Source organism: Pseudomonas sp. GM41(2012) (assembly GCF_000282315.2).
Lineage (GTDB): Bacteria > Pseudomonadota > Gammaproteobacteria > Pseudomonadales > Pseudomonadaceae > Aquipseudomonas.
Window position 1 is genome coordinate 2,074,782 of record NZ_AKJN02000006.1, and the last position, 12,593, is coordinate 2,087,374.

The 12,593-nt window shown below is 59.3% G+C and carries 9 protein-coding genes; 3 read left to right on the top strand and 6 right to left on the bottom strand.

The genetic code is table 11. From position 1 onward, the window contains the following. Window positions 1-22: 22 nt before the first annotated feature. The 3 genes from PMI27_RS16460 to dkgB all read left to right on the top strand — a co-directional run bounded on the left by PMI27_RS16460 (window position 23) and on the right by dkgB (window position 2,591). Window positions 23-931, top strand: coding sequence for a LysR substrate-binding domain-containing protein (locus PMI27_RS16460; RefSeq protein ID WP_008152202.1), 909 nt, complete (start codon window positions 23-25; stop codon window positions 929-931). A 108-nt stretch (window positions 932-1,039) separates the two neighbouring features. After that, window positions 1,040-1,579: a PaaI family thioesterase gene (locus PMI27_RS16455; protein WP_008152205.1), complete on the top strand. Its 540-nt coding sequence runs from the start codon at window positions 1,040-1,042 to the stop codon at window positions 1,577-1,579. 208 nt (window positions 1,580-1,787) lie between these two features. Further along, a complete protein-coding gene (gene dkgB, locus PMI27_RS16450; protein WP_008152207.1) occupies window positions 1,788-2,591 on the top strand; it encodes a 2,5-didehydrogluconate reductase DkgB in 804 nt (267 codons plus the stop codon). A 3-nt stretch (window positions 2,592-2,594) separates the two neighbouring features. Here the strand turns inward: dkgB and PMI27_RS16445 are convergent, their stop codons facing one another. The 6 genes from PMI27_RS16445 to PMI27_RS16420 form a co-directional block, all read right to left on the bottom strand. After that, window positions 2,595-5,813 carry a transporter substrate-binding domain-containing protein gene (locus tag PMI27_RS16445; protein WP_008152209.1) on the bottom strand — a complete coding sequence of 1,073 codons (3,219 nt, stop codon included), beginning with the start codon at window positions 5,811-5,813 and terminating at the stop codon, window positions 2,595-2,597. A gap of 12 nt (window positions 5,814-5,825) precedes the next feature. Then, window positions 5,826-6,452: a response regulator transcription factor gene (locus PMI27_RS16440; protein WP_008152212.1), complete on the bottom strand. Its 627-nt coding sequence runs from the start codon at window positions 6,450-6,452 to the stop codon at window positions 5,826-5,828. Between the two features lie 110 nt (window positions 6,453-6,562). Further along, window positions 6,563-6,976, bottom strand: coding sequence for a hypothetical protein (locus PMI27_RS16435; protein WP_008152214.1), 414 nt, complete (start codon window positions 6,974-6,976; stop codon window positions 6,563-6,565). A 207-nt stretch (window positions 6,977-7,183) separates the two neighbouring features. Continuing rightward, a complete protein-coding gene (gene mgtA / locus PMI27_RS16430) occupies window positions 7,184-9,886 on the bottom strand; it encodes a magnesium-translocating P-type ATPase (protein ID WP_008152216.1) in 2,703 nt (900 codons plus the stop codon). Between the two features lie 523 nt (window positions 9,887-10,409). After that, window positions 10,410-11,747 carry a lysine N(6)-hydroxylase/L-ornithine N(5)-oxygenase family protein gene (locus PMI27_RS16425; RefSeq protein ID WP_008152219.1) on the bottom strand — a complete coding sequence of 446 codons (1,338 nt, stop codon included), beginning with the start codon at window positions 11,745-11,747 and terminating at the stop codon, window positions 10,410-10,412. Window positions 11,748-11,894: 147 nt separating this feature from the next. After that, on the bottom strand, window positions 11,895-12,377 hold the full coding sequence (locus PMI27_RS16420) for a sigma-70 family RNA polymerase sigma factor (protein ID WP_033053204.1): 483 nt from the start codon (window positions 12,375-12,377) through the stop codon (window positions 11,895-11,897). Window positions 12,378-12,593: the final 216 nt, after the last annotated feature.

A 12,593-nucleotide genomic window follows, 5' to 3' on the forward strand; every position in this document is an offset into this window, starting at 1 on the left:
TTAGCGTTCTATATGGAGAACGATGGTGGAAGACCTCAACACCCTCTACTACTTCACCCAAGTGGTGGAGCACCACGGTTTCGCCCCGGCCGGTCGGGCGCTGGACATGCCCAAGTCGAAGCTGAGCCGACGCATTGCCGAGCTCGAAGAGCGCCTGGGCGTACGCCTGCTGCACCGCACCAGTCGGCATTGTTCACTGACGGAAATCGGCCAGGCCTATTACCAGCGTTGCCTGGCGATGCGCGTGGAAGCGGAAAGCGCCGCCGAACTGATCGAACGCAACCGCTCCGAACCCCAGGGCCTGGTGCGCATCAGTTGCCCGACCGCGCTGCTCAACTCCTGGGTCGGACCGATGCTGACCCGCTACATGCTCAAGTACCCGCTGGTGGAGTTGTTCATCGAGAGCACCAACCGCCGGGTCGACCTGATCCACGAGGGGTTCGACATCGCCCTGCGGGTACGCTTTCCTCCGCTGGAAAATACCGACATGGTGATGAAGGTGCTGGGCAACAGCACCCAGTGCCTGGTGGGCAGTCCGGCCTTTGTGCCGCGCCTGTCATCACCGGCCTCCCCGGCCGACCTCAGCGGGTTGCCAAGCCTGCACTGGGGCGCGGCGCAGCGTGAATATCAGTGGGAATTGTTTGGGGCCAATGGCGCCAGTGCGGTGATCCGGCATGCGCCACGAATGGTCACCGATGACCTGTTGGCGCTGCGTCATGCCGTGGTGGCCGGGATCGGCATCGCTCACCTGCCCAGCGTGGTGGTGCGCGATGACATTGCCGCGGGCCGATTGGTGGAACTGGTGCCGGGCTGGGCACCCAAATGCGGGATCGTGCATGCGATTTTCCCGTCACGCCGTGGGCTGCTGCCGTCGGTGCGCGCATTGATCGATTTTCTGGGCGAGGAATTCAGCCACAGCGACATCGCCTAGCCGCAATTCCTGTCGCGTAACGGCATGGGGCTGGCGGAGTTTTTATTTCGAACATAATATTGGCCGGGATTACAGCCATAATATCTACTCCAGCCCGAGGACATGCCCATGCAAAGCCCGAACCGCGAAGCCACGCTCGCCCAATGGATCGCCCAGGAACAGGCCATGCGCGCCCGCCTCGCCGGCCCGGGCAGTCTGTCCATGGCCGAGGTCAGCGCCCTGTCACCCGCCGAGTTTTTCGAAGGCATCGGCAACGGTGAACTGCCCTCGCCACCCATCGGCACGCTGATGGACTTCATCCCGATCGAATGGTCCGCCGGAATGTTCATCTTTCAGGGCACGCCGGATTCGCGGCATTACAACCCGTTGGGCAGTGTGCATGGCGGCTATGCCGCGACGTTGCTGGATTCGTGCATGGGCTGTGCGATTCATACGCAGCTGAAAAAGGGTCAGGGTTATACAACGCTGGATTTGCGCATCAGCTATGTTCGTGCGCTGAACGGTGCCAGCGGACCGGTGCGGGCCGAGGGCAAGATTGTTCATCTGGGGCGCTCGACGGCGTTGGCCGAGGGGCGGATTTATGACGTGGATGGGCGGTTGTATGCGACGGGGTCGACCACCTGCATGATTCTTGAGAATCGGGGATAGAGCCTAAGATCACAAGATCGCAGCCTCGTTTCACTCGACAGCTCCTACGGGGGATTGCGTACGCTGTAGGAGCTGTCGAGTGAAACGAGGCTGCGATCTTTTGATTCATGACTTGCGGTAAACATTGCTTTGCCAATCCAGCGGTTTTTCTCATGGGTGCGGGCGCGGATACTCCTACCCATTCCCACTGCAACCCCTGGAGTCATTGATGTCTATTCCCGCATTCGGCCTTGGTACTTTTCGCTTGCAAGGCCAGGTGGTCATCGATTCGGTGAGCACTGGCCTTGAGCTCGGCTATCGGGCTATCGATACCGCGCAAATCTACGAGAACGAAGCCGAAGTCGGCGAGGCCATTGTCGCCAGCGGCATCGCCCGTGACGAGTTGTTCATCACCAGCAAGATCTGGGTGGCCAACTTCGCCAGGGATCGCCTGATCGACAGCCTCAAGGAAAGCCTGCAAAAGCTGCAAACCGACTACCTGGACCTGACGCTGATCCATTGGCCGTCTCCGGAAGATCAGGTGCCGGTCGAGGAATTCATGGGCGCCCTGCTCGAAGCCAGACAACTGGGCCTGACCCGGCAGATCGGGGTGTCCAACTTCACCGTCGACTTGATGAAACAGGCGATCGCCGCGGTCGGTGCCGAACACATCGCGACCAACCAGATCGAACTGCACCCCTACCTGCAAAACCGCAAGGTCGTCGAATTCGCGCAGAGCCAGGGCATCCAGATCACCTCGTACATGACCCTCGCTTATGGCGAAGTGCTGAAAGACCCGGTGATCCAGCAGATCGCCGATCGCCTGCAAGCGACGCCGGCACACGTCACGTTGGCCTGGGCCATGCAACTGGGTTACGCCGTGATTCCCTCGTCGACCAAACGCGCCAACCTGCAAAGTAACCTGCACGCTCGCACATTGATTTTGAGCGACGCCGACATGGCGCTGATCGCGGGTCTGGATCGTGGCCATCGACTGACCAGCCCCAAAGGCATCGCGCCCCAGTGGGATTAAGCCTCAGTCTCGCTTGAGGTTCTTATCCAGGCTTGCCATGGCGTGTTGCAATTGATCGACGGCCTCGTCGATCAACGCCGCGCGCCCCTCGGCGCAGGCACGTTCCAGATGTTCGCAGCACTCGATCAAGCGTTTTGCACGAACCATCCGCGCCCCCCCTTTGATGCGGTGCGCCAGGTCTTGCAGCCGGTGACGATTGCCACTGACGTGCGCTGCAAGCAGATCATCGCGATCGTAGCGATTGGTCTCGGCCAGTTCGCGCAACAACTGATTGATCAGCGTCCGGTCTTCACCGACGTAGAGCTCCAGGCCGGTCAGGTCGATTTCGGACGTTGATTTTTCTACAGCCGGCGCTGGCAGCTCATTCACAAATCGGGATGCCAGCCAGGCACTCAAGTCTGCCAGCCGAATCGGTTTGAACAGACAGTCGTCCATGCCCGCTTCAAGGCAACGGCTCTTTTCCTCCGGCTGCGCATTGGCGCTAAACCCCAGAATCAGCGTGGGTGGCAAGCCATTAGCGCGCTCTTCATCGCGTATCGCACCCGCCAATTCATAACCATTGACCACCGGCATGTTGCAATCGGTGATGACCAAATCGAGCTCATGCTCGCGCCACTGCACAAGACCATGCTCGCCATTCTCAGCCTCCAGCACCTGATGCCCCAGGTAACTCAACTGCCGTGAGAGCAATAATCGATTGGCCGGGTAATCGTCGACCACCAGAATCGTCAGCAGCCGAGTGGTCACCTGCAATCCGCTATCCGCGCACTCGCCGCAAGTCAACGGTTGCAACGCAATCAGATCAACGCTGATGTCGACCTGCGTACCCAGACCGAGGACGCTGTCGAGCTGCAATCGGCCGCCCATCATTTCGCACAGCGTGCGGCTGATCACCAGTCCCAGGCCGGAGCCATTGTGGCCTGACTGCTGGCTGTTGCCGGCCTGCACGAACGGGCTGAACAGTCGTTGCTGATCGACCACACTGACACCGATACCGCTGTCCTCGATACGCACACTGACTGCCAGATGCCCCGATATACCGGGCTCTACTCGCAGTGTCAGACTCACCTCGCCTTCACGGGTGAACTTGATCGCGTTGCTCAGCAGATTGGACAGCACCTGCTTGAAGCGCGTGGGGTCGACCAACACGTCACAATCGCTGTGTTCGGCCAATTCGACCCGCCACTGCAAGTTCTTCTGCCGTGCCAGGCCTTCAAAAACCCGGCACACCGACTCCACCAGCGTGCGTAGATTGGCCCGCTCAGGGGTCAGCGACAAATGCCCGGACTCGATGCGGGCGATGTCCAGGATGTCGCCGATCAGCGCCAGCAATTGCTGCGCGGCATTGGATGCCACTTCGATGGCGGAGCGATCAGTGAAGCCCTCTTCCGCTCGCTTCTGCGCCAGTTCGAGCATGCCGATCAGGGCATTCATCGGAGTGCGGATTTCATGACTCATGGTCGCCAGAAAAGTGGTTTTGGCGCGGTTGGCATCGTCGGCGGCGTTCTTGGCATCCTGCAATTGCGCGAGCAGTTGTTGGCGTTGAGTGATCTGCCGACGCTGCCAGGCAATCCAGGCCAGTGCGAGCAACAGCAAAGCGCCCGCCGCGGCAAACGCCTGGAGAATGCCTTGGCGATGACGCAGCCAGTAGCTGTCATCGACCACCACATCATTGCTCCAGCGGGCCAGCAGCTCATCCATCTCCCGGGGCGAAATGCTCAGCAGTGCCTTGTTCAGAATCGAGTGCAACTCCAGCGCCCCACGGCTGGTGGCCAGAGCGATACGCGCCGGTTCATCACCCACGGTGCTGCTGATCCGCAGACGCTCGCGGTATTGCCGGGTGACCAGATACCGAGCCACGATCAATGAGCTGACGGCCCCGTCGGCCTGGCCCTTGATCACCCATTCCATCCCCTGCGCCGGACTCTGCACTTCGACCAGGCGTACATTGGGTGCCCGAGCGCGGATGAACCCGAGCAACGGATGACCGCGATAAATCGCCAGGCGTTTACCGGCCATATCATCCAGGGTCCTGGGGCTTCCCGGGGTGCTCGCACTGACCAGTACAAACGGATTGTTCAAGTAGGCCCGAGTGAAACGCAGTTCGAGTTCGCGTTCGATACCGGGCGTGACCACAGGTAACACGTCGATCTTGCCGTCCTTGAGTTCCTGGATCTGCTGATCGAGGGAGTTACCGCGCTGCACCTTGAAGGTCAAGCCGCTGCGCTGGCTGATCAGCGTCAGCAATTGCGCGGTCAACCCGCTGAGTTGTCCCTGTGCATCGTAAAAAGTCAGCGGTGCAAAGCTCTCGATGGCACCCACTTGCACCGTCGGATGTTGATCCAGCCAACGTTGTTCACTGGCGCTCAAACGTACTCGCTCTTGACCCGCCATGTTGGCTCTTCCGGCACTCCAGCGCTGCTCGATGGCCGTGCGCTGATCCATGGAAATCGCCGCCAGAGCCTTATCGACAATGCTCTTCAGACCAGGGTTGCCCCGGCTGAAGGCAAAGCCGAACGGATTGGCGTCCAGGCCAGAAGGCCCCACCAGGCGTACGTTGCTCAGGTAGTTGTTATTGATCAGGTAATTGGCGCTGATGAAGTCCCCGAGGTACACATCATCCTGCCCGAACGCCACCGCCCCGATCGCGTCGAGTGCCGAGGGGTAGCGTTGCAGGCTCGCATCGGGATAGAAGGCTTCGACAGTCTGCGCCTGCAGATAATCATCGACCATGGCGATGCGTTTGCCCGCGAGGTCGGCGGGCATCCAGTCGTCCAGGCGGGTAACCAGCATCGGCTGATCTTCGGCATAGGCACTGGATCGGGTCAGCTGCGGGTCAGCCGCCTCAAAGTTGTTGGAGGTGCCGAGCAGGTCCAGATCATCGCGCTTGAGCGCCTCTATGGCCGCCTCGCGCGTGCGATAACGAAGCACATCGATTTTGACGTGCAGCAGTTGCCCCAACAGTGCGGCATAGTCTGCGGTGATGCCTTCCAGCTCATCAACGTTTCGCGTGATCTCGAACGGCGGGTAGTCCGGCCCCGACACCCCGAGGCGCAAGACGCGTTTGCCACGCAACCATTGCCAGTCTTTTTCATCCAGCTGGACCTGATAACCCTCCACCGCGGAATGCCCCAGCACATGCAAAAGCGTTGGCTCATCGGCCGCCATCACCGGTGCTCCCAGTCCACAGAACAGCAACAGAGCCCACAAACAATTGCGCATGATCGGGCTCACTCAGATCAGATGATTACGCTTGGCAAAGTCCCTCAGGTACACCGCTGATTCCACGTTGAGTTTTCCAACCACACGGGTCTTGTAGGTGCTGACGGTCTTGTGACTCAAGTGCATGATTTCAGCGATCGCCTTGTTACTGATGCCCCGGGCCAGATGCTGAAAGATCGTCAGCTCCCGATCGGAAAGTTTATCGATCATCTGTTTTTCACTCAGTTGCATCGAGTTCATCGACACCGACGCCGAGGGTAGCTGGACGAAATAGGTGTAACCGGCCATCACGGCGTGCACGGCTCTGTGCAAGTGCTGCAAGTCATTGGACTTGGCGACATAGCCTGCGGCGCCGGCGTGCATGCAACGATCCTGATAAAACATGGCCTCCTGGGACGTGAAGACCAGTACTCGACAGGACACCCCACTGACCTTGATCCGCGCCAGTACATCCAGCCCGTCGAGCATGGGCATCACCAGATCCAGTATCACCAGATCAGGCTTGTGTTCGCGGATTTTCGGCAAGACCTCATTACCACTCGCCGCTTCGTATACCTGCTTGACACCCTCCTGAACCAGTACGGCTTTGACTGCGGTGCGAACCACCGGATGATCGTCCGCAATCAACACTGAACTCATGGCAACTCCTGAGCAACAAAAACGACGATTGAGCAATCAATGCCCATGAGCCCGGCCCGTTTGATCGCACCGGCTGCGCAAAAGACCTTTACATAGAAAACCGCGCGCAACTACCTGACAGAAATGACAGAACCGACGAACGGTAGACGAGGGTCGATAATCGCCATCAGCCGCGTAATGGACGCCAGATCAGGCAGCATAGCGTGACTCACCTCAACCCTCTGTTGAACGCAGGCAGGAATGGGCGGCAATTGCGCCTGCTGACCGTCATAGATCAAGGCGTGATGAACCTGTTGGTTATCAAGGAAAAAATCGAACAGGTTCAACGCCCCGCCCGCCAGCGAGGCATTGATGACCACCAGATCAAATGGCTCGCCACTGTATTCGACCAGGGTCAACAGCTCTTCAAGGCTGTGCACCGGTGCTATCCGGTAGTAGTCGAGTTGATTGAACAGTCGCTCGACCTTCATGCGGTGAAAATGCAACTCGTCGGCGATCAGGATACGTAAGGCTTTGTTCGACAACGTGGGCCCCCAGGAGGGTATCGAATTCGTGAGGGCGCAAGGCTACGGAAGACCCGTCGATCTTTCTGTAGGACTTTTCCTAAAAACCGGGATGCTTCAGGAAAGCTGTAGGAGCAAGGCTTGCCCGCGAAGAACGATGACGCGATTTAACTGACACACCGCGTCATCGTTCATCGCGGGCAAGCCTTGCTCCTACAATTGGCAGCATTACTGCCAGCCAAACCGGCGAACATAAAATCCTTTTACCGCCTGCGTCAGGCCCATGTACGCCAGCAGAATCACCGGCAGGAACACGAAGTACAGCGACGGCAGTGCCTGCAGTTTGAAGTAGTGCGCCAGCGGTCCCATCGGCAGGAAGATGCCGACGGCCATGATGATTCCAGTCATCACCATCAGTGGCATCGCTGCGCGGCTTTGCAGGAACGGGATTTTCGGCGTGCGGATCATATGCACGATCAGCGTCTGGGTCAGCAGCCCGACCACGAACCAGCCGGACTGGAACAGGGTTTGATGATCCGGGGTATTGGCGTCGAAGACGTACCACATCAAGGCAAACGTGGTGATGTCGAAGATCGAGCTGATCGGCCCGAAAAACAGCATGAAACGCCCGACGTCCGCCGGCTGCCAGCGTTGTGGTGTTTTCAGCATGTCCTCGTCGACGTTATCGAACGGGATGGCGATCTGTGAAATGTCATAGAGCAGGTTCTGCACCAGCAGGTGCATCGGCAGCATCGGCAGGAACGGGATGAACGCACTGGCCACCAGCACCGAGAACACGTTGCCGAAGTTCGAGCTGGCAGTCATTTTGATGTACTTGAGCATGTTGGCGAAGGTCCTACGCCCTTCCAGTACGCCCTCCTCCAGCACCATCAGGCTTTTCTCCAGCAGGATGATGTCCGCCGCTTCCTTGGCGATGTCGACGGCGCTGTCCACCGAAATGCCGATGTCTGCGGTGCGCAGCGCTGGCGCGTCGTTGATGCCGTCGCCCATGAAACCGACCACATGACCGTTGCCCTTGAGCAAACGCACGATGCGTTCCTTGTGCGACGGGGTGAGTTTGGCGAAGACGTTGGTGCTCTCCACCGCTACCGCCAGTTCGGCGTCGCTCATGCGCTCGATGTCGTTGCCCATCAGCAGGCCTTGTTGCTCCAGACCGACTTCGCGGCAGATCTTGGCGGTCACCAGTTCGTTGTCGCCGGTCAGCACTTTCACGGCCACACCGTGAGCGGCAAGCGCCTTGAGGGCCGGTGCGGTGCTTTCCTTGGGCGGATCGAGAAACGCCACGTAACCGATCAGCGTCAGTTCCTGCTCATCCGCCAGGCTGTAGGTGTCGCGCCCCTCAATCATTGGCCGTGCGGCGACGGCGACGACACGAAGTCCTTCGGCGTTGAACGATGCGGTGACCTGGCGAATCCGCGCCAACAGTTCATCGCTCAGTGCTTCATCGACCTCGCCGTGACGCACCCGCGTGCAGACCGCCAGCACTTCTTCCACCGCGCCTTTGCAGATCAGCAGGTGCGAATGATCGCGCTCGGCGACAACCACCGACATGCGTCGGCGAGTGAAGTCGAACGGGATCTCGTCGACCTTGCGAAACGCGGTGCCGACTTTCAGTTCACGGTGGATTTCCACGTGTTCGAGCACCGCCACGTCCAGCAGGTTTTTCAGGCCGGTCTGGTAGTAGCTGTTGAGGTAGGCCATTTCCAATACGTCATCGGAGTCGTTGCCCCAGACATCGACGTTACGCGCCAGGAAGATCTTGTCCTGAGTCAGGGTGCCGGTCTTGTCGGTGCACAGCACGTCCATCGCGCCGAAGTTCTGGATCGCGTCGAGGCGTTTGACGATGACTTTTTTACGCGACAGGAACACCGCGCCCTTGGCCAGGGTCGAGGTGACGATCATCGGTAGCATTTCCGGGGTCAGGCCCACGGCAATCGACAGCGCGAACAGCAGCGCCTGGGTCCAGTCGCCTTTGGTGAAGCCGTTGATGAACAGCACCAGCGGCGCCATGACGAACATGAACCGGATGAGCAGCCAGCTGACTTTGTTGACGCCCGTCTGGAATGAAGTGGGTGCGCGATCGGTAGCGCCGACCCGCTGGGCCAAGGCACCGAAATAGGTGTTGTTGCCGGTGGTGAGTATCACCGCCATGGCCGTGCCGGACACCACGTTGGTGCCCATGAACAGAATGTTGTCGAGGTCCAACGGGTTGTGGGTGTCACTGTCTTGCTGACGGGGGAATTTTTCCACCGGCATCGATTCACCGGTCATCGCGGCCTGGCTGACGAACAAATCCTTGGCGCCGAGCACCCGGCAATCGGCGGGAATCATGTCGCCGGCCGAGAGCACGATCAGGTCGCCTGGCACCAGTTGCTTGATCGGCAGCTCGGTGCGCGACGCATCCCGACGCAACACGGTGGCGGTGTTGCTGACCATCGCCTTGAGCGCGTCGGCGGCCTGGTTGGATTTGGTTTCCTGCCAGAAGCGCAGCAAGGTCGAGAGCACCACCATGGAGAAAATCACGATGGCGGCTTTCATGTCTTCGGTCAGCCAGGAGATGACCGCGAGCAAGGTCAGCAGCAGGTTGAACGGGTTTTTGTAGCAGTGCCACAAGTGCGTCCACCAGGGCAGAGGCTGTTCGTGCTCGACTTCGTTGAGGCCGTATTGCACGCGCAGCGCATCGGCTTCGAGTTCGCTCAAGCCATCGGTGTGGCTGCCGAGGTTGTTCAGCAGTTGGCCGGTGTCGCTGTTGGCGGCGCTCACCAGGGTTTGCGCCAGGGTGGGCGGTACCTCGCGGCTGACCGTGGTGTCGGTGAAGTTTTCCAGCAGCGCCAGGCGACGGAAGTGTCGGGCGATGTGGCGCGTGCGCAGGAATCCGGCGAAGAATTCTTTGAGCAGGGTCAGGTTCATGGCAGTTCCCCCAGGGTCAGCCGGGAAACCGTCGAGCAGGCGTGTCGATACGCCGCGATGACGACACAAAGTCGAACATCACGCACGGTTCAGCGTCGATGAGAGGGACGTCGGGACACGGACCAGGACTGGCCGCGATCGGGATGCCGCTGCTCGCTTTTCGGCGAGACTACGGCACAAAAAAGTGGCGCGTTATCTTGCCGGGAAGGTGCCGGTTATCGAAACCGGCCGACTACTGTCACTCGAACAAGTACCCACTGTGGGTCTCCGCTATTGATTGAAAACGCGCGAAGCTTACGCCCCGATTTCTGGAGAGTAAACGAAGCAAAGGCATGTGGAGGGGGAATCGCGGGGTTCTTCAGGAAGGGTTCAGGATTCTGGATTTGTGGCGCCTGTGAGGCCGCTATCGCGAGCAGGCTCGCTCCCACATTTGATCTCTGTCTTACACAATATCTGTGTTCACTGGAGATCCACTGTGGGAGCGAGCCTGCTCGCGATAGCGGCCTCACAGGCGCCGAAAATTTTAGCTGGCAGTCGCCAACAGTAAATCCATCACCGAACCACCCTGCCCACGCGCCTTCCCATGTTCATACAACGAACCGGCAATCTCATCCGCGCGAATCGGCAGGATCGACAGCAAGGTGTCGCTCAAACCATGGCTCGCCTGGCAGAAGCCCTGCATATAAATACCGGCCTTGCAGCGCTCGTCAGTGATCAGTTTGTAATTACGATCAACCTCGAAATCCCCCAGGTACTGCTCCAGCGGCGCCAGCAGTTTGCGGTGCATCTGGCGCTCGTAACCGGTGGCCAGCACCACGGCGTCGTAATGACGGACGGTGACTTCACCCGTGGCGTTGTTGCGCACCGCCAACTCGATACCGCGCTCGGTGGCAGTGGCCTTTTCAATGGTGGTCAGGGTGCGGAACGCATGGCGCGCGATGCCCGAGACTTTCTGGCGATAGAAGATGCCGTAGATGCGTTCGATCAGGTCGATGTCCACCACCGAATAGTTGGTGTTGTGGTACTCGTTGACCAGACGCTCGCGCTCGCTGCTCGCCTGCTGGAACACCAGATCAGTGAATTCCGGCGAGAACACTTCGTTGACGAACGGGCTATCGTCCGCCGGCTTCAGGGCCGAGCCACGCAGGATCATGTCCACCTGCACCGACGGGAAGCTGTCGTTCAAATCGATGAACGCTTCCGCCGCGCTCTGCCCGCCGCCGATGATCGCGATGCTCATCGGCTGGTTGTTCACGCACGGCTGCCTGGCCATCTGCGCCAGGTATTGGGAGTGGTGGAACACCCGGCTGTCACCCTTGAGCGCCTTGAACGCTTCGGGAATGCGCGGTGTTCCGCCGGCACTGACCACCACCGAACGGGCGGTGCGAACGTGCTGCTGGCCTTGGGTATCGCGCGAGATCACCCGCAGCGCTTCGACCTGTTGGTTGTGCAATACCGGCTCGATGGTCAGCACTTCTTCGCCGTAACGGCTCTGCGCTTCAAATTGCCCGGCGACCCAGCGCAGGTAATCGTTGTACTCCATGCGGCACGGATAAAAGGTGCCCAGGTTGATGAAGTCCACCAGACGACCGTGGTGCTTGAGGTAGTTGACGAAGGAGTACGGGCTGGTCGGGTTGCGCAGGGTCACCAGGTCCTTGAGGAAGGAGATCTGCAACTCGCTCTGGGTCACCAGGGTGTTGCCGTGCCAGCGGTAGTCGGCCTGCTTGTCGAGAAACAGCACATCCAGCTCGCCCTGACTCGGCCCGCGCTCTTGCAGAGCGATGGCCAGCGCCAGGTTCGAAGGGCCGAAACCGACGCCGATCAGGTCGTGAACGATGGGCGATGCAATTGCCTGTGTCATTTCCAGTGTCCTCTGGATGAACCCCCCGAAGCAGTGGGGAGTAAGCCTAAGTGACCTGACCGGCCTTGAGCAGGACAGCAGATCGTCTGTTGAAGGGAACGAGGACAATGAAAAAAAATTTAATCCAGCTTGATTGATCGGGTCGGATCAGTGGGCATCCCATTGCAGCATCCGCACCCGGCAATGCTTCATCGCATTGACGATGTGTTTCTCTACCAGGGCCCGGGAAATGCCCAGGTGTTCGGCGATCTCCGGGTGCGACAGACCTTCGATCTTGCGCAGCAAGAAACTCTCGCGGCACAACCGTGGCAATTCCGCCAAGGCACTCTGGAGCATCTCCAGGCGTTGACCGTGATCGAGGCTGTGATGAGGGGATGGGGTGAAGTAGCGCTCTTCGTTGTCGAGCACTTCCAGGGATTCGACCTGACGCAGGGCATTGCGCCGATGGTCGTCGATCACCAGGTTGAGTGCAGTGCGATACAGAAACGCCCGAGGTTGCTCGATCGGCGTGTCGCTGGACCGCTCAAGTACCCGCAGATAAGCGTCATGCACCACATCTTCGGCCACCTGACGGTTGCCCAGCCTGGCGTTCAAAAAACACACCAGCTCGCGATAGTAGTTTTCCAACATGACTCCCGGCCGCAGGGGTGCGGTTTCTATCCTTGAGCCAGACCGGCGACCGCCGAAATAGGCAGTGGCACGATAGTGGCAGTTTGAGGTGCGTAATTTATAGTAATTCTCATATAGATTTAAAGTATTGCTTCACCTTGCCCGGCAAATAGTCATGAACCTGTGGGAGCGGGCTTGCTCGCGAAGGCGGTGTGTCAGTCACATTCATTGTTGAAT